We start from the raw sequence: 18356 nt of genomic DNA on the forward strand, positions 1-18356 counted from the left end.
CCAGAAGAGATACCCAATTGTCAAGAAAATTACAGTTTTTCGGAAAGATGTTACTTAAAACATATAGGAGTTCTGTGTCACACCTTTTCAAAAGGTTTCGTAAACCTTGCTATTATAAGGTTTTTGTAACACATTGCTCTCCTGCTTTTTGTTTTAATTATCTTTCAAAATAGTTTTTTCCGAAGTTTTTTGTTTTTCCATAAAATAAGACTTACAATAGTTATCATAAAGACTCAGTTACTCACAAAAAAGGGAGATTCCGATTAAGAATCTCCCTTTTACATCATTATGACTTGACTTTTTATGCATATTTATTTATAATATCACTAAGTAAGTCGATTGAACGGGATTGGTTCTTAATCGGCAGGTCTGATTAAGCGCTAACTTTATCAGGCCTTTTTTAGTTGCCTTAATTATAGCATAAACTATTCTTGCGTGCAAGGATTTTTTTGTTATGCTCTGTTATGCTGATTAATCAGCTTTTGGAGGGTATTTGACTTCCATTGTTTTTCTGTCAAAGAATGCTAAAACTTCCTGTTTAACTTCAAATTTGTGCCAGGTATCTCCATTTTTCCAATACAAAAATCCATCCTTTGAGGTCACTACGGCAACAATCTTAACCCTCTGTGGGCCAGTTTTTGTTTCAACAGCCGCCTCGTCGCCTTTACGTAGTCTAATCGGTTGTAGGTGGTCTGGTACCTTCCAATAGCGTTTATGTTTGTCAGTTCCGTTAATATGGACGGCTTGAATGATTTTCATGGTTACTCCCCTGTCATTTAATTACGTTAATCTGATTATATCAAAAATTACACGTTAAATAAATTTTAGATAGTTTGTGAATTTCATAACTTTCTCAACGCATCTTTAGCTTCAGCACTGACAATATGGGTATATAACTCAGTTGGTTTGGTTGAGGAATGTCCTAGTTGGTTGCTGACAAGGACTTGAGAGTGACTGACATTATAGAGTCTTGTTGCGAAAGTATGCCTCAGAGTATGAGGTGTTACACGGACTTTATAGGCTTCTGAATACTTTGCGACTAGCTTATTGATCGATGCATTAGAAATTTTTCTGATTGTTTGGTTATAGTCAGTAATAAATAAAGCTTCTATATCAGTATTCAAGCTACTTCTTGCATTATAATAATCGGTGATGTACTTATGCGAAAAATGAGCAATAGGCACTACATCATTCTTGCCTTCTTTTCGCATCACACTTACTTTCCCAGTTTCAAGGTTTAAATCGTTAAGATTGATCCCTACAAGCTCCGCACAACGTATTCCAGATGATAAAAAAAGACTTAATATAGCTAAATCTCTGACTTTATTTTTATTGAAACTTGTTCTTGCACGATTACTGACAGACTTTTCATAGTCATGTTCAACAAATTCTAAAAAGGCTTTGGTTTCATCGCCTAAAAAGAGTTTCCCTTCAAGTTGAGCCGCACGGTAATGCAAGGTTTCGCTTTTTTTTCGGATATGAATTAAACGGCTAACATTTCTAGTCATGTAAGTATTGCCATTACTATCTTCGGTTTGTTCGCAAAGATAATTATATAGGCTCTTTATTGCAGCAATTGTTCGATTTAATGCTGATGTATGTGTGTTAGAACCGCATTTTGATTCTAAACGTAAACGTTCATGAAGAACAAACTCTTCTAGCTCCCGTTTTGATACATTTTCCATTTCTTTCAATGTAATCTCATTGATGTTATCATGGTTAGTTATATTACTAGCATTCATCCATTTCAAGTATTTTCTAAATTCTAAGCAGTAAGAGTAAATAGAGGCAATGCTCAGCGGTACGGTGTCCTTAGACTGGATAAACTCATTGACGTAGTAGGGAAACTCAAGCATGAGTTTATTTACATTATAACGATAACCATGATTTTCTGACATCTCTTTTTATTATTCCTCAACATTTTCTTTTCAAATTAGAATATATTGTAGTCAAATATTAAAGTATTGTCAATTTTTATTATAAATCAAAATTTTATGATAAGGGTCTCTGTTTAGACTGTTTTTTTTAATTTTCCCCCCTTTATTATTTATATTCCTCCTCCTCTATTCAAATGTTTTTTTTGGTAAAAGATATTTATTTTGTTATTATATTTAGTTTGTTAAGAGTGGGTAATTTGTAGTGGCTGATTTAACGGAATCTGGTAAATCCGTAATACGATAAATCCAGTTTCTGGAATATCCGTAATACGGAAAAGGCGTTCTACGGATACCGAAATACGGATTTTCAGTAATACGGTTATTTCAACCGAAAAACGGGTTTTCAGTATTTCGGTGTTTAAACTTCAGAAAGAGACTCAAGTATCGTATAAATGGATAGAAATTACTTAACAGATACGAACTTTTTGAAACGATAAATATCTTTCCGAAAAAGTTTGATTTTTCTCATACTAACCCCAATACTAACCCTAATACTGACCCTAATACTGACCCTAATACTGACCCTAATACTGACCCTAATACTGACCCTAATACTGACCCTAATACTGACCCTAATACTGACCCTAAGATAAAAAACACCTCATATGGTGTTTTTTATCTATGAAACTATATATTTTATTTAACATCCTTCTTCGATAATAAGCGTAAAGCATTTAATGTAACAATTACTGCCATTCCTGTATCGCTTAATACAGCTAACTAAATAGGTAATACTCCACCAAATGCAGCTATAAGTGCTATCAATTTAATCAACAATGATAATGTGATATTCTCTTTAATAATACGAACAGTTGATTTGCTGAGTAATAGAAGGTATGGCAACTTATTAAGATTATCAGCCATACTTCACATATTAGTCAATACTCATATGAATCTTATTATTTAAAAATTTTTTGTAAAACTAACAGCAAATTATTAAGCTTTATTGATTACAATTTGGCACCTATATTTGAATAGCCGAAATTATAGTATTTATAGGACTGAATTTCAATTAAATATAAAAAAAGTGCCTGATTGTTAAATTTAAGCACTTTTTTATATTAAGAAATTTTTTTATAACCCCAAATATTTCGTAAAGTTATCTGATATATTTTGAATTTGTTCAGGGATATTTTCGGTTATACCTCCTGCAACGTTTTGAATTTGTTCAGGGATATTTTCGGTTATACCTCCTGCAACGTTTTGAATTTGTTCAGGGATATTTTCGGTTATACCTCCTGCAGCGTTTTGAATTTGTTCAGGGATATTTTCGGTTATTTGTCCCAAAATATCTTGTGCTTGTCCAGTTAAGTTTTGAAATATATTTTTAAACATTGCTAATTTCCCTTCTATACCTTTTTATTTGGCAATAATAATCTTAATGAATTAAGCAGAACAACCAACGTACTTCCCTCATGCAATGTTATGCTTAATACCACAGAGGCATTTTTCCATAGACTAATATACACTAAAAATATAACAACTAATAAAGCAAATATTATATTTTGAGTTACAATTTTTTTTAATCTTTTAGAAGTTTTATGTGCACTCACAAAATTCCCGAGATCATTTTTCATTAATACTATATCAGCAGTTTCTATAGCTACATCTGTGCCATCTCCCATCGCAATACCTATATCTGCAACAGCAAGTGCTGGTGCATCATTCACACCATCTCCGACCATCGCGGTTGGACCATATTTTTCTTTATTTTCATTTATTATTTTTGCCTTTTCATCAGGCATTACATTTGCCTGCACATCTCTTACGCCTAACTGTTTTCCAATTGCCTTTCCTGTTAATACTGCATCACCAGTTAACATAATAGTTTTTATTTGGTTCTTATTTAAATATTGAATTGCGGAAATTGCGGTCTTTTGAGGAGTATCTTGAATTGCTATTAAACCTTCGACTTTATCGTTAGCAGCAATAAATACCACCGTTTTTCCTTCATTTTCAAAGTTTTCCTGTTTTTCAATCCATTCTTGACTTACCATTTTAAAAGCACTTGGTTTAGCAATTCGATAATTTTCTCCTTGATAGGTTGCACTCAATCCTGTCCCAAGTTCATTTTTAACTTTTATATCGTAGTCAACTTTTTGAGTTTCAAATTTATTAACTATAGCATTTGCTAATGGGTGATTACTTTGCTTTTCCATTGCTACTAAAGTATTTCTAAAGGATTCGCCATCAAGTTCGGGATTAAAATAGAAATCTACTACTTTTGGTTTCCCTTCTGTCAATGTTCCTGTTTTATCAAAAGCTACAGCTTTTAAATTAATTAAATTTGAAAGAAAATTACCACCTTTAAATAGTATTCCTTGTTTTGCTAAAGATGATATTCCAGCTAATGTTGCAGGAATTGCAGCAACAGCTAATGCACATGGTGAAGCAGAGACTAGAAAGACTAAACTTCTTGAAATTGTTTCCGTTAATGTCCAGCCTAAAAACATTGGAGAAAATATAAGTAAAACTAAAAATATTACTAATACTCCGTTGACATAGTATGGTTCAAAACGTTTTATGAAATCGGCAGTTGGTGAAAGGTTATTTTGTGACTCTTCAACCATAGTTAATATTTTGGAAAATACTGTATCCTTGCTATCCTTGGATACTCTCATAGTGAATGTACCTGTACCATTGATGGTTGAACCAAAAACAATATCACCAATATTTTTTTCTCGAGGAATACTTTCACCATTTATGGTTGACTCATCAATGCTTGTTGAACCATTAAGTATGATACCATCAGTTGGAACTTGAGCTCCATTTAAAACTTGAAGTCTATCTCCTATTTTTAATTTATCAATCGAAACTACTTCTATGTTTCCTTCATTATTAATTAAACGAGCTTCCGTAGGATTTAATTCAATTAGTTTAGTAATTTCCCGTTTACTTTTTCCCTCAACATATTCTTCAAGAAAGTGTGCCCCTGCGAATATAAAGATTAGTAGAGCAGCCTCGACGGCTTCTCCTAAGAAAATTGCACCTAATGCGGCAAGTGTCATTAAAATATGCGTATTAGGAGTAAATCTTTTCTTTTTGACTGTCTCTTTTATGGTATCGTCTATCCCCTCAAGCATCACATGATAACCCGATAAAACAGTTGCTAGTATACTAATTAAAACTCTTCCTGTACTTGATATTGGAAGTAATAATCCGATGATAAAAATTATTATTCCGATAAAATATAAACGTAATGCTCTTTTTTCTTTTAGAGCTGTAATTAAACTTTTCATATTAGATACCTCTTTTAAATGATTTAAATTTTTTTATGTTATACTGACATTATAAACTATACCTTTACAGTAAGGTCAAGGAGGAAGAATGGAAAATAAAAATTATTTGACTATAGGAAAACTAAGCAGCTATTCCGGTATACATATCAAGGCTTTAAGATATTATGAGTCAATCGGCATTTTACATCCAGCATTTATTGATACTATTAATGGTTACCGCTATTACTCTCATGCACATATTCCATATGTGAAAATTATAAAATTATGTGCTGATTATGGAATTCCTTTAAGGACTTTTAACGACTTTATTAAGTCAGAAACTGAGATCAACTTGATTGACATCATTAGAAAAGCAAGTAACATATTAGATTTAAAAGAAAAGCAATTAAAAGAGGATAAGCAATTTTTAGAATATATGCAAAATGAAATCAGCTTATCTCAAAAACTAGACTCGTCAATTAATGTTGATTTAGAGCAAATTCATGAGGATTTTATCTTGATACCTTTTGATGATGTATTTTTTTCAAATAAGTACTATGATACAATTAATAAAACTATCTCAATGTTGAAGGATTTAGAAATAGAATTTTTTAACCGAATCGGGTGTTATTATTCACTCCAGTGTGGTAACTACGATACATTTCTTGCCTTAAAAGTTCGGGGCCACTCATCAAATTTAAAAAATATAAAAATTTTGCATATTGATCATGTCTGTGTTCAAGCACAACATATTGAACCTGATAAGATAACGGATAAATTAATTAGACTAAAAAAACTTAAGCAAAATTCTATATTAATTCTGGAAACTTACGAAAATCCGTACAACTTTTCAACGCCACATCTGGAATTAAGAATATTATTAAATTAATTCGCAGTTATCTAAAAATACAATACTAGATATGTATCTAGTATTGTATTTTTTAATTTGGGAGTAGGAATACAACATTTTCTGGACTAATATTTGTTCTAACATTTCCCCAAGGAAATGTCCCACCATATCCAGCTTCTTGAACGTTAAATGTTCCATCTGGGTTCACTCCAGTTACTACTGCCACATGACCATATGGTGAGGTTCGAGCTGTAGTAGACGTTCCGTATCCTGTAAAGTGGTCGGTAAATCCTGAAGCAATAACTCCTGGAGCTAAATTTGTTCGACGCAAGACTCCTTGACTCACACCATTCGTTCCCCAATAACCCCCATTACCATTTACTATATTTGCTATATATATTCCTTTAGCGGCAAAGTACTGCCAAACAAAATCAGTACAGCCTCCGCCTGCATAAGGATTATAATTAGGATTACCTGTGCCAGAAGTCGAGCTATTAGTATCATTATTTGAACTGGTACTCATACCTTGTTCTACAGTTGTTCCAATATTAGAACTAGTAATAGTATTCTCTTTTTTGGCTGATGAAGACTTTTCGACTGAACTACTTGGGATATTTGCTACAATACTACTACTCGTATAAGCTTCTTTTGCCGATTTTTGGGCAGAAGCTACTTTTTCTTTTTCAGCTTGAGCTATTTTTGCTTCCTTTTCAGCAGTACTTTTTTGTTTTAGTAAATTTTCTTTTTTATCCTGAGCAGTTTCAATCGTGCTTTGATAATTAAGTGATGCAACTTTTAACTGCTTCTCCTGAGAGGTTAAGTCTTTTTCTTGTAAAGCTTGATTTTTCACTAAATTATCGTATTCAATATAATTCTTTTTGACCTCATCCGATTTGTTATTCAAATCTTTTTGCTCTTTAATTTGTAAATTAAGCATACTTTTATTTGCACTAGAAATAGTTGCCATAGCTGATAATCTTTGAATAATATCTGAAAGTGACTTTGAATTCACAATAGTATCAACATAGCTAGTTGCATTACTGTTAACTTGGGCACTACGAGCCTGAGATTCTAATACATCTGTTCTTTTTTCGATGTTTTTCGAAAGCTCCTCAATTTTATTATTTAAATTTTGTGCTTGTTTTTTAATTTCAGAAATTTTTTGTTCCGTTTTATTTTTTTCTACACGTATACTATCAATTTTTGATTGAAGCAAAGAAATATCCGATAAAGATTTATCCTTTGCAGATTGTGCTTCATTGATTATGTTTTCTTGTTGTTCTATAGAGCTATCAGTTGTATCAGCTTTTGCTCTTATTTTATCTGCAGTTGTAATAAGAATTACTGAAGATAACAATAATAATGATGTGAATTTTTTATTCAAAATAATTTTCTCCAATTATATTTTTTGTATTATAAGTACTATAAATAAACTTAATACATTTTTTTATTATTAAAGTAATAACTAACTCTCAAATCAATTTCTCTTAAAGACTCATTTATCCTATAAAGTTTTAAAATATCTGATTCATATATTATTTCTAATATATCATCATTCAGTAAGGCAGTCTTTATTATACCTTCAACCTCTAATAATTTCTTACTGGGAATTATGTTTCCAGTAAAAAGACTTATACCATCTATTTTTGCTAATAATTTTGTAACTGACATGTGTTTTACCTTTAGATGTAAGATATATTATAATTAATGAAAACTTCTAAATGAGAAGTTCTATAGAAACTATTATAAAAAAATAATGTGCAGAAAAAATGCAGAAAAAAAACACATAATGATGTTTCAATGTGTTTTTTTACTTGGTATTATTATCTGTATTTCTGTCCCACTATTTAATTTACTGTTTACGAAGACTCTTCCCTTATGTAATTCTGTTATTTGCTTAACGATTGCCAACCCTAGTCCTACCCCGCCACTTTTTCTTGTGCGGGATTTATCTATTCTATAAAAATGATCAAAAATATGTTTTAGTTCATGTTCAGATATTCCCTCACCCTCATCTTTAACAATGAATGTAATAAAATTTTCATTTTGCTTTACTTCTAAAATAATCTTAGAATTTTCTTTAGAATACTTAAATGCATTCATTAAGAGGTTGATTAGCACTTGTTCCATTCTTGTCGGGTCAAAAATTGCTGATATATTTCCAATACCTTTTAACTCCAACGATATATTTTTTTGAGAAACAAATGTTGAGGATTTTTTTATTACATTTTCTATAAATGGTTTTAAGTTGACTTCTATTTTATTTATTTTAAACTCATGCTCTTCTAGCTGAGCCAACATCATAAGATTTTCAAGAAGTTGAGTTAATCTGTCTGTTTCTTCTTGAATAATTGTAATATACTCTAATCTTTCAACACTTGTAATTGTTGGTCTTTTTAAAATATCGGCGTACCCTCTAATAAAGGTTAAAGGTGTCCTTAGCTCATGAGCAATGGAAGCCAAAAATTCATTTCTTTCTTTTTTTACTAGATTTAATTTTGTTGAAAGTTCCTCGATTGAGCGGGCTAAATCATGTAACTCATCATGTGTATTTATATCTAAGCTCAATGAATAATTTCCTTGAGTTATTTTTTCAGTTCCTTCTTTAATTTTGATAAGTGGTCTTGTTATTACTTTAGATAAGTATACTAGAAGTAGTATTGTAATCAATGAACTCAATAGTACTATTAATATAAAAACTTTTGAGAAATTGAATACCAATTGCTGAATATATGACCTATCAAGAAACATATAAATTGTCCCAATTTTTTTATTTTTATCAAAAATTGGACTGCTTGTAGCAGCGTATTTATCTCCTACCCAATGGAAATCCAAAGACTCACTTACATTGCGAGCGTTATTTTGTAATTCGGAGATATGTTTCAGCATCTCATTATCAATTTTACGGGAAGACTTTATTATTTGTTTAATATTATTTTCAATGACCATAGCACTATGGTCGTCAATCCCTGTATTTATAGCATTATTAATATTCTTTTCTGTAAAATCTCCTTGCATCATTCTTGCATATCCATCGCCTCTATACAAAAGATTGTTTATTTCTTGACTTACCATTGAATTTATCACTACGAAATATAGTATAACGAATAAAGTTATTTCTATTATGAAAATTACTGAAAAAAAAGTAAATGCCATCTTAACAGAAAGCTTATTATTTTTTATTTTGGGCTTTAGTTTTGTAACCACTTATATCCTACCCCATACACACTTTTAAGATAATTATCAACTTGAAATCCAGCTTCTTTCAATTTATTTCTCAAATTTCTTATATGTGAATCAACTGTTCTACTATCTACATCAGAGGTATATCCCCATACCATTTCGATTAATTTTTCCCTGTTAAAAATTGTTTCTAAATTGTATAAAAACACCCTTAATAAATCAAATTCAATCTTAGTAACTATGATATTTTTTTCTTGATAGTATACTAAAAAACGTTTTTCATCTAGAACGAGTTTTTTAAATTCAATAATTGGTTCTTCGGCTATTGTAGTCCTTCTCAATAGAGCGTTGATACGAGCTAGTAGCACACTCTCATCAAAAGGTTTTATAATATATTCATCAGCTCCATTATTTAAACCAAAACTTATATCTGAATACTCTGTTTTTGCTGTCAACATTACTATAGGGATTTTACTAAATTCTCGAATACGTCTACAAACCTCCCACCCGTCATAATCAGGCATCATCACGTCTAGAATAACCAAATCATAACTATTTTCATAGACTTTTTCAATCGCTTTAACACTAGAGGTCTCTTTCTCACACTTATGACCATCACCCGTTAGGTATAATGATAATAAGTTTAACATTCGTTCTTCATCATCCACTAAAAGAATATTTGCCATGTTTTTCTCCTTATACTCTTACTTCTGATTCTATTAAATATCTGCAGGTACATTAATTAAATTGATATTTACTTTTTTCTCTCAAAAATATTTTATTTCTAAATATTAATTAGATTATATCATATATAAGGAGTTTATTTTTATAGGTATTTATTCTGTAAACTGTCTTAATAAATAATAAATAAGAAGATTTATCATAAAAAGCTTAACTAATACAAAAATAGTATAATTCATATTTCTTATAGCCTCAATCAATAAAATAGAATGTTCTGTAAACTTTGTTACAGAACTAAATTGCTTATGCTATGGGAGAGCAACAAATATATACATGCTCAATTACGCTCTAAAAATTAATAAAGTATAAAAATTTCAATTTTTTTGAAGCATTCCTGGCAAAAAAAAACGAAATCTTCCATAACCGCCTCCTAAAAAATAGTATCCTTCATTTTTAACACAATAAACTCAAAAGACAAAGAAGAATATTTATTTTTTTGCAATTGAACTTTATCACTAATTCCGCTATCTTTTTATTATCAATCAAATCTTAATGCCTCTTTGGTTACAGTTTTTAGTGTCTCGAAAGCAGAGTGATGACTTGCCAAGTACTCCTTAACGCTAAAGATTCCACGACCTAACTTTTGACCGTTGAACGAGTACCACTCATTCATTTTCTTAACCACACCCATTTGAATTGCTAGAGTGACCACATCTATTTCTTGAGAAAATCCATCGCCAAAGACATTAATAACAGTTGGCTTCTTATATGGTGCTGACACTTTATTCTTAACGGTATGAAGGGTTGTTTTCTTACCGATAGTATCAATGCCATCTTTGATTTTTTCTCCTGATTTAACTTCAATTCGCACAGAGGAATAAAATTTTAATGCTGACCCTCCTGGGGGAGTTTCTTTATTTAAGAATAGTCCACTCATGGTTGAACGAACTTGATTGATAAAGATAATGACTGTCTTTGTCTGATTGACTTTTGAAACGAGCTTAGAGAGCTGTTCTGACATCATTTTAGCTTGCTGACCTGGAATACTCACCCCATCTATTTCTGACGCAGGCGTCAGAGCGGCAACCGAATCAACAATAATTAAATCAAAAGCGCCTGTTTTGACAAATTCATTAATCATATAAAAGGCTTCTTCGCCTGTATCTGGTTGTGCAAAGATAAGGCTTTCGGCTTTTACCCCTAGATTTTCGGCATACTCAATATCAAGTGAATTTTCAGCATCAATATACGCGACATATCCACCAGATTTCTGAGTTTCAGCTACGGCCTGAAGTGCAACAGTCGTTTTACCTGAAGATTCAGCCCCGAAAAGCTCTATGAGGCGTCCTTTTGGATAACCACCAATGCCAATCGCACAATCTAACGACAGAATGCCAGTAGGAAGCGCCTGAACATGTTGGGCTGCCTTTCCTTCATCATCTAAGATCGTATTTGAGCCAAATCTTTTCTCAATTGATTCTGTGGCTTTAAGGATCGCCAATTTCTTTTCTTCAGGGTCAGTTATTTTATGTACTCTTCTCGAAGCATAATCGGGCTGTTCCATGAGTTTTCCTTTCATTATTGTTTGAGATAAGGGTCAAAATACTCCTTATCAGTTAATTTGATAATGCACTCCAAATCAATTTCTTGATAATGGCCATCTTGTTTTTTGAAAATAATTCCTGTTTTATCTTTCCAATCAAGAACAATTCCTGTTACCTTTTTATTTGTCTTCTCAGATTGATATTCTATGGTAATCTCTAACTGCAGAGATTTTGCAAAAGAGAGCATCGTCATCTTATCATCTTGTTCTAAAGAAAAACCAGGCTCTTCAAAATTAAAATCAGAACGGTAATCTCGATGTGCTGATGCAAGTTCTGCAGTCGCAAACGGGTTCCACTTCATTTTCCCACGGTCTTCATAAGTCCGAATAGACTCATATTTACTATATGAACGATCAACACGACTCAATTTAATCCCTCCAATCCTCCTGCAGAGTGTCCACCAACCATTTTACTTCGAGCAACCGCACGTGAACCTTTCTTTAGTACCGTTGCTTTTTGAACAGATACAAAATGATATTTTTGACGTATTGAATCAAGAGCTTCTTGAACAGCCTCGTCTTTCTTTTGTCTGATTGTTTCACTATTTTTTTCATCAGAATCAAAGAGAGAAATAAGTTGATAGGGTTCGTCTATCAGATTATTGGCACTTACACCAATCCGTCTAACTGCCCCTTCATCGTATTTCTCATTAAAGAGTCTGGTAGCAATCTCTTGCAGGTCTTTAGTTGAACTTGTGGCTTCAATTTTACGTGAGACTGAGATAGATTTTTTATAATCTATGTTAGAAAACCCAACAAAGAGCGAGAAATTTGTTGCTTTTTTCTTTGATTTTCTCAACCTAACAGCGATTTGTTCAGCCATTTCAGTTACAATCAAACCTATCTCGCCTTTACGAGTATAGTCTCTAGGTAAGGTTTGAGAGTTCGAGTAACTGACAGATTTTCTTTTATAGTGATCTGTCAACCGTGTTTCGTCAATACCGTTCGCATGGAAAAATTGTTGTAAGCCAATTACCCCCATCTCACGTTTTAACATATCAGGGTCAGAATGAGCCAACTCTTTGATAGAATGAATGCCTAACTTATTTAAACGTGCTTCAGTCCTAACATTAATCCCCCAAAAGTCAGTCATATCAGCTATTGACCATATCTTAGTAGGAACATCTTCATAACGAATCAACGCTCTCATATTTGAATTATGTTTAGCATAGTTATCCATTGCAAGTTTTGCAAGGAGTGGATTATCCCCCATCCCAATTGTCACGTATAACCCAGTTTGATGATAAATTTTACGCTGCAGTAATTGAGCTAATTTACCCATTTGTTCGTATTTGTCAGTAATTTCAGGAAAGAAAAAATCTAATGATTCTGTGACATCAAGGCAAGATTCATCGATAGAATAAGCATGAATTTCATCAATTGAGGTAATTTCCCTCAAAACATTAATAACTTCAAGATTTTTTTTGATATAAAGCAACATTTGAGGCGGTACAATGTATGTTTGAGCAGCCCAACGTTCCACTTCAGCAATATATTTTGGGTCAGGTTCGACCGTTTGACCAAAGATGTCAGTATGCTTTTGATACCATAAACGATAATTGAATTTTCTAGTATCTGGTAGGAAAGGCAATTCCTTAGAATGACTTACATTTGACATTCCAAAGGCCTTTTTAAATGTTGGGCTTGCAGCAAGTATCAAACCATTTGAGTTATCAGCTCGACTCATGACACATAATGAGGTGGTCATAGGATTTAAGCCACGTTCAATACATTCGATAGAGGCATAGTTGGATTTCACATCTTCAAAGAAAATCGCACGTCTAGGTTCACGGTCATATTCAATCAAAAAAGTCATCTCCTCCTCTGTTCAATTACTACAATCAGTATATTTAATACAAAATATCGTTTTAAATGATATTATACGCTTTTTATTTGAAATTATCAACAAAAAATATCAGAAAAAATAGTAAAATGTGTTTGAGAAATAATTATATATGCAAAAGAAGTAATCAAAATGATTACTCCTTTTTTAGAATATTTATATTTTATAAACTGCACAATTCTTATCATGAGTTTTCGGTTAAATCTGTACCAGCTAAAATAGTGCCAGTTAAAACAGTATCAATTAAAACAGTATCAATTAAAACAGTATCAATTAAAACAGCATCAGTTAAATCAGCTCCACTTAAATCAGCTCCAGTTAAATCAGCATTAATTAACTCAGCCCCAGTAAAATTAGCATGAGGTAGTTCTGCAACTATAAAACTTGACATAACGTCATAATAACTCCTCAAATTTTTGTAGATTATCTGAACCGATATCATATAATGAGAGTAAAACATTCGTATCAATGAAAATGATTGTTTTTTTCATATTATTCATATTATTAGTACACCTCGAAATTTTTATTAACAATATAATCTCATAAAATCTTAATAAAATCAAAAAACTGCCTATCAAGCATTTTTTTGATTATGTATATTAGTTAACATCATAAGATTGAAGTGATTCTCTAGTTATATGTTTAAGTGTTTCAAATATAGGTTGATGACTTGCCAATTACTATTTAACGCTAAAGATTCCACGACCTAATTTAATATTAAAACAGCATTATAACTAAAGTTAAATTTTTATGTTGGATAATATAATTATTGACATAACCCTGATTTAACAGTTATACTTAAAAATGAAGTCATAAAAGTGACTTACTTGAGAAGGAGTTATATGTTTAAGTATAAAGTTTGTTTAAATTTTAAAAAAAATACTGGATTAATTTCACAAGACTTAAAAATTAATAATAAGGAAAAAAGCGCTGATAAACAGATTACTGTCGAAAAAATTATGCTTAGAAATAGTGGAATATCTATTTTTTTTCAAACAAAAATACAGTTAGATGATTTTACTAAAATTTTTGAAATGGTTAACCGTTTAAAAAATTTTTTGATAGCAGTTACAGATGTTAGCATTCTTAATTGTAGAGATGATTATGAAGAAATAATATACAGTGAAGATAATCAAGGAAATTGGGTAAGACTAGTTTTTGAACTGAGTTCAAACATTGCATTCATTGATTATCAAAAAAAACTGTCGGAAGATGACTCAAAGAATTTGGTTGAGTACATGTATGGTTTTGATAGATTACCCCTTTCATATATATTGCTAAAAAAAAGTAAAAACATCTCTGATCGTAGGCAGCAATTTATCTCAATAATGACTGCATGTGAATTTGGTGTTAAAGAGTTCTATAAAGAAACAAAACCTGATTTAAGTATTATCCTGGATAATTTACAATCGCCATCAATTCCAAAATTACTAGGTTCGATATTTTATGATTATTTTCAAGATGACTTTCCTAAGGAGTTAAGAAAAAAGGTCCAAAAGTATGTTGAAAAAAGAAATAAATTAATACATACTTCTGAGGATAATACTCCTACTTTATTCGAATGTCTTGATTGTTATTCAGCCGTCCTAAGTACTCTGAACCATCTTAGTAAGTTCAATAAAAGCTATCTTTATTTCAATCTTTATGAAGAAAAGGTACTTTTAAAACCATTGGGTAATAATCAAGCTCAATTAGTATACTCAGATTTAATGAATGAATATATAACTTCTGGTCAACTAAGTATTAGTACTAAAGTTAACATAGAAAACATGTTCGATAAATTGAAGAAGTGATTTGTGTAGAATATAACTTGATTTTTAAATACAATTTTTGTATAGAAGTTCGTATTCTTCACAAATAACTGGCATATCGGGTTTAAAAACATTATGTGCTTTAAAAAATCTCTCATGAGCTTGCCGCTAATAACTTAGACTCAAATCACCTTCACCCTCTTTTAAGGCACGTTCGGCAACTTTATCAAAGGTTGTCTGATAGACTTTACTGTTTGTTAAAATAGCTACCGGCTCACATTTACTATTTAGAACAATATCAAATTTCCCATCTACTGTAGGGATAGGTTCATTATACATATCGTACTCAATCAAAGCGCTTGTAGTCGCAGATTTTTTACCTGTCCTAACCAGCTCCGCTAGTTCATATCCGAGTTCTGGGTCAGTTATATTATCGATGCTATTTCCAAAAATAAATGCTTCCCTAAGGTAAGGTTATTATCGAATAATTCAATCCCCATTAATATTTATAGGGCATACCATTTGAGTTATCAGCTCGACTCATGACACATAATGAGGTGGTCATTGGATTTAATCCATGTCCAATACATTCGATTGAGGCATAGTTGGACTTCACATCCTCGAAGCTAGTCTCACGGTCATAATCAAAATGATTACTCCACCTTGTTAAATTCATATACTTTCTCCTAACAAAATATAAAATTATCTGTTTAAATGATATTATACTCTATATTTGTATTAAATTTAACATAAAAAAATCGTTTAACAGATAAAATATTTTAGCGATTATATTTATTATCCAAAATATGAAATTAGTAATGCTAAAAAAGAATTGATTTTATATAATATAAACATAAAGTGAGTAAACAGTTACATGTGATATTCACCCAAGAGTTGGTCTTCTTTTTAAGCACTTTTTGTAAATTTAATCGAACTTTATTTCTTTGATTGCATAAACTTTTTAAAATTTTTGTTATTTTTTAGTAATTATGGTGAGAAAAGAATAAAAAATAATAATGAAATCTCTTATTTTATTGTGAAATTATTTTCAATCATAAAACATTGTGATAAAATGGAGGAAAATAAATTTGATTAGGAGTTAGTTTAAAATATGAATCAGATAAAATGCCCCCATTTCTTCCGAAAACAAACTATGACTAGCTAATAATAAAGCTGATGATTTGACGGTTAAAAAGTTGGTTAAGAACAATCCAACTATGAATGAAAAAATTAATCACTTAAGGGGAGATATATGATTAACACTATTAATTTATCCAATTATTCATTTGTATTTTCTAAGTCAGAATTATCGGACTTAAAAAGAAAAAATTTTATTTATGGAAAAAATGGAACTGGTAAATCTAGTCTTGTTAAGGCGATAAGAGAGCAATATTCAGATACTTATGATATAAGAGTCTTTGATGGATGGAGAGGAATAATTAAAGAGAATAATTATCTAGACGCTATAGCACTTGGAGAAATAAATGTTGATAAGCAAATAGAAATTGATGAGATTGATGAAAAAATAAAAGAAATAGATAAAGAAATTAGTGAACCTCAAGCTGGAATTGAAAACTTGTTTAAAAAGCAAAATAAAATAAAAAGTTCCTATGACCTTCAAAATAGAAAAATAGAAACATTCTATACTTCATCTGCAAGTAAAATCTCTACTAAATTGTCTTTGGGTAGAAGTTATGATAAACGAAATTTTAAAATTGATATCCCTCTCGCCAATATACTCTCTGAGCGAGATATAAATAGACTAAGAGAAACAATTAAGGCTGATAAAATAATAATAAACCCAAAAATCTCTTTTCCTAAAATTGATTTAGATAAATATTTAGTAGCCACAAACGGAATATTACAGACAGTTGTCTTACCAAGTGGAATAATTAATGAACTTACAAACAATATAGAAAAACAAAATTTTGCAAAATTAGGTATGAAGATTCATAACAGGGATATAGATAACGAGCCTTGTTCGTTTTGTGGTTCAGTAATATCCAAAGATCGTTGGGTTCAATTAGATAGATACTTTTCAGATGAAGTTGAAAAGTTGGATCGGAGAGTAGCTGACGGACTTAATAATATTGAAAATTGTTTGAAATCAATAAATGATATTTCCATTATAGATGAGAAGCAATATTATCCTGAGTATAAGGAATTGATACAAGAATTAAATTTCGAAATACTAGAGATAAAATCAAGTTACAATAAATCCTTAAATATTTTAAAAAATGCATTAGAAGAAAAAAAAGGAAAGACAATAATTAAAGTCGATCAAGTAAATGTTGAAATTTCACAAACACTCTCTGATTTTCAACTAAAATATGATGATTTATATGAAAAAAATATGATGTATGCTGAAAATTTAGAGCAAAAACAAAAGATTGCTAATGAGATGATACGATATCATGAAGTCAAAATATCACTTGATAACTTTGACTATACTGGCGAAAAAGCAATTTTAGTAAAGCTAGAATCAAATAATCAACTACTATCTAATGATATTTCCAGTCTCAAAGGTGAAAAAAATAGCCTGTTACAAGAGAAAAGGAAGTTAATAGCAGATATGACGAAAGAATTATCGACAGTAAGCAGAATTAATGAATTTTTAAGAGGGTTAGGTTCTCGCTCGTTTTCTTTGGACTATATTGATACACCTGATGGTCAAAAAGGACAATACCGTTTATTGGATACAAATGGAGCTGAGCGAAGTGTGCAAATTTATTTGCAAGTTACACCACACTCTAAAAAATATCCCTCAAAATCAAGAAATCCTGAGCAAAGATACATTAAGTTTTTAAAGACTGAAAATAGAACATCAATGTTAACAATATCATGTGATAGTGAGAACATAAAGACGATTTATGATGAGTTATGGGAAGAACTAAAATATGCATATGAACAAAATAAAGTCACTTTTATGTGGAATAATATGAGGAGAATATTAGAAACTTATAATAGGTTTAATTTTAAAAATAATTCACCTAGTGAAATTGAGAATGAGTTTGAAGACTCGGTTGATAAAGTCTTAATTATTGCTCTAATAAAAAGTTTAAATGTTAACTCCCACGTGGGCTATGAAACAGATATTGATATTTCTGGAAAAACAAGAGATGAACTAAAGGATATATTTTCATATATCTTTGAAAAGCTCAATGCATCACAACACTTCACTTGTTACTGGGCTGATTAAGGAAATTTTTATACGTACTAAAAGGGGAACAAAGTTAAATTGTTCCCCTTTTAATATTTAACCTTCTTTTATTTAATTTTTTTTTAAAGTA

16 protein-coding genes and 1 pseudogene are annotated in these 18356 nt (G+C 30.9%); 3 read left to right on the top strand and 14 right to left on the bottom strand.

What is annotated here, in order from left to right; translation table 11 throughout:
- Positions 1–471: 471 nt before the first annotated feature.
- The 4 genes from AB6B24_RS03775 to AB6B24_RS03790 form a co-directional block, all read right to left on the bottom strand.
- Complete coding sequence (locus AB6B24_RS03775) at positions 472–759, bottom strand: hypothetical protein (protein WP_058208181.1); 288 nt, start codon at positions 757–759, stop codon at positions 472–474.
- Positions 760–842: 83 nt separating this feature from the next.
- A complete protein-coding gene (gene xerS / locus AB6B24_RS03780) occupies positions 843–1898 on the bottom strand; it encodes a tyrosine recombinase XerS (RefSeq protein WP_311803371.1) in 1056 nt (351 codons plus the stop codon).
- A 1113-nt stretch (positions 1899–3011) separates the two neighbouring features.
- Positions 3012–3272, bottom strand: a complete 261-nt coding sequence (locus AB6B24_RS03785; RefSeq protein WP_098403320.1) for a hypothetical protein — start codon at positions 3270–3272, stop codon at positions 3012–3014.
- Between the two features lie 14 nt (positions 3273–3286).
- On the bottom strand, positions 3287–5176 hold the full coding sequence (locus AB6B24_RS03790; protein ID WP_058208012.1) for a heavy metal translocating P-type ATPase: 1890 nt from the start codon (positions 5174–5176) through the stop codon (positions 3287–3289).
- Positions 5177–5264: 88 nt separating this feature from the next.
- Between AB6B24_RS03790 and AB6B24_RS03795 the strand changes: the two genes are divergently transcribed.
- Entirely contained in the window at positions 5265–6044 is a 780-nt protein-coding gene (locus AB6B24_RS03795; protein WP_058208011.1) for a MerR family DNA-binding transcriptional regulator, read from the top strand.
- Positions 6045–6096: 52 nt separating this feature from the next.
- Here AB6B24_RS03795 and AB6B24_RS03800 read toward each other — a convergent pair whose 3' ends face one another.
- The 8 genes from AB6B24_RS03800 to AB6B24_RS03835 all read right to left on the bottom strand — a co-directional run bounded on the left by AB6B24_RS03800 (position 6097) and on the right by AB6B24_RS03835 (position 13706).
- Positions 6097–7389: a CHAP domain-containing protein gene (locus AB6B24_RS03800; RefSeq protein WP_058208010.1), complete on the bottom strand. Its 1293-nt coding sequence runs from the start codon at positions 7387–7389 to the stop codon at positions 6097–6099.
- A gap of 50 nt (positions 7390–7439) precedes the next feature.
- The gene (locus AB6B24_RS03805) at positions 7440–7676 is read right to left on the bottom strand and encodes a hypothetical protein (protein ID WP_047916780.1); all 237 of its coding nucleotides are present in this window, start codon (positions 7674–7676) and stop codon (positions 7440–7442) included.
- A gap of 126 nt (positions 7677–7802) precedes the next feature.
- Positions 7803–9212, bottom strand: coding sequence for a HAMP domain-containing sensor histidine kinase (locus tag AB6B24_RS03810; RefSeq protein ID WP_058208670.1), 1410 nt, complete (start codon positions 9210–9212; stop codon positions 7803–7805).
- Positions 9197–9874: a response regulator transcription factor gene (locus AB6B24_RS03815; protein ID WP_058208669.1), complete on the bottom strand. Its 678-nt coding sequence runs from the start codon at positions 9872–9874 to the stop codon at positions 9197–9199. The genes AB6B24_RS03810 and AB6B24_RS03815 overlap by 16 nt, the downstream gene beginning before the upstream one ends.
- A 533-nt stretch (positions 9875–10407) precedes the next feature.
- A complete protein-coding gene (recA, locus tag AB6B24_RS03820; RefSeq protein ID WP_369164181.1) occupies positions 10408–11433 on the bottom strand; it encodes a recombinase RecA in 1026 nt (341 codons plus the stop codon).
- Positions 11434–11447: 14 nt separating this feature from the next.
- Positions 11448–11840: a hypothetical protein gene (locus tag AB6B24_RS03825; RefSeq protein WP_058208668.1), complete on the bottom strand. Its 393-nt coding sequence runs from the start codon at positions 11838–11840 to the stop codon at positions 11448–11450.
- Entirely contained in the window at positions 11837–13288 is a 1452-nt protein-coding gene (locus AB6B24_RS03830) for a Y-family DNA polymerase (protein WP_098403321.1), read from the bottom strand. The genes AB6B24_RS03825 and AB6B24_RS03830 overlap by 4 nt, the downstream gene beginning before the upstream one ends.
- A 211-nt stretch (positions 13289–13499) precedes the next feature.
- Positions 13500–13706, bottom strand: a complete 207-nt coding sequence (locus AB6B24_RS03835; RefSeq protein ID WP_311803363.1) for a pentapeptide repeat-containing protein — start codon at positions 13704–13706, stop codon at positions 13500–13502.
- 451 nt (positions 13707–14157) lie between these two features.
- Here AB6B24_RS03835 and AB6B24_RS03840 point away from each other — a divergent pair, with 451 nt between their 5' ends.
- Positions 14158–15108 carry a hypothetical protein gene (locus AB6B24_RS03840; RefSeq protein WP_311803362.1) on the top strand — a complete coding sequence of 317 codons (951 nt, stop codon included), beginning with the start codon at positions 14158–14160 and terminating at the stop codon, positions 15106–15108.
- Positions 15109–15234: 126 nt separating this feature from the next.
- On the opposite strand, the gene AB6B24_RS03845 is transcribed toward AB6B24_RS03840, so the two are convergent.
- Positions 15235–15519, bottom strand: a complete 285-nt coding sequence (locus tag AB6B24_RS03845) for an ASCH domain-containing protein (RefSeq protein WP_306471739.1) — start codon at positions 15517–15519, stop codon at positions 15235–15237.
- 61 nt (positions 15520–15580) lie between these two features.
- Positions 15581–15742, bottom strand: a pseudogene (locus AB6B24_RS03850) (DNA polymerase); the annotation flags it as partial.
- 576 nt (positions 15743–16318) lie between these two features.
- Here AB6B24_RS03850 and AB6B24_RS03855 point away from each other — a divergent pair.
- Positions 16319–18265 (top strand): AAA family ATPase, encoded by a 1947-nt coding sequence (locus AB6B24_RS03855; RefSeq protein WP_369164183.1) that lies wholly within the window; start codon positions 16319–16321, stop codon positions 18263–18265.
- Positions 18266–18356: the final 91 nt, after the last annotated feature.

Source organism: Lactococcus sp. AK05 (genome assembly GCF_041026685.1).
In the GTDB taxonomy this organism is placed as follows: Bacteria; Bacillota; Bacilli; order Lactobacillales; family Streptococcaceae; genus Lactococcus; species Lactococcus lactis.

What these genes read in the sequence shown, in the direction of transcription:
- xerS (WP_311803371.1), bottom strand. Translation starts at nt 1,898, where the DNA reads ATGTCAGAAAATCATGGTTATCGTTATAATGTAAATAAACTCATGCTT.
- AB6B24_RS03785 (WP_098403320.1), bottom strand. Translation starts at nt 3,272, where the DNA reads ATGTTTAAAAATATATTTCAAAACTTAACTGGACAAGCACAAGATATT.
- AB6B24_RS03775 (WP_058208181.1), bottom strand. Translation starts at nt 759, where the DNA reads ATGAAAATCATTCAAGCCGTCCATATTAACGGAACTGACAAACATAAA.
- AB6B24_RS03840 (WP_311803362.1), top strand. Translation starts at nt 14,158, where the DNA reads ATGTTTAAGTATAAAGTTTGTTTAAATTTTAAAAAAAATACTGGATTA.
- AB6B24_RS03795 (WP_058208011.1), top strand. Translation starts at nt 5,265, where the DNA reads ATGGAAAATAAAAATTATTTGACTATAGGAAAACTAAGCAGCTATTCC.
- AB6B24_RS03790 (WP_058208012.1), bottom strand. Translation starts at nt 5,176, where the DNA reads ATGAAAAGTTTAATTACAGCTCTAAAAGAAAAAAGAGCATTACGTTTA.
- AB6B24_RS03830 (WP_098403321.1), bottom strand. Translation starts at nt 13,288, where the DNA reads ATGACTTTTTTGATTGAATATGACCGTGAACCTAGACGTGCGATTTTC.
- AB6B24_RS03855 (WP_369164183.1), top strand. Translation starts at nt 16,319, where the DNA reads ATGATTAACACTATTAATTTATCCAATTATTCATTTGTATTTTCTAAG.
- recA (WP_369164181.1), bottom strand. Translation starts at nt 11,433, where the DNA reads ATGGAACAGCCCGATTATGCTTCGAGAAGAGTACATAAAATAACTGAC.
- AB6B24_RS03835 (WP_311803363.1), bottom strand. Translation starts at nt 13,706, where the DNA reads ATGTCAAGTTTTATAGTTGCAGAACTACCTCATGCTAATTTTACTGGG.
- AB6B24_RS03815 (WP_058208669.1), bottom strand. Translation starts at nt 9,874, where the DNA reads ATGGCAAATATTCTTTTAGTGGATGATGAAGAACGAATGTTAAACTTA.
- AB6B24_RS03805 (WP_047916780.1), bottom strand. Translation starts at nt 7,676, where the DNA reads ATGTCAGTTACAAAATTATTAGCAAAAATAGATGGTATAAGTCTTTTT.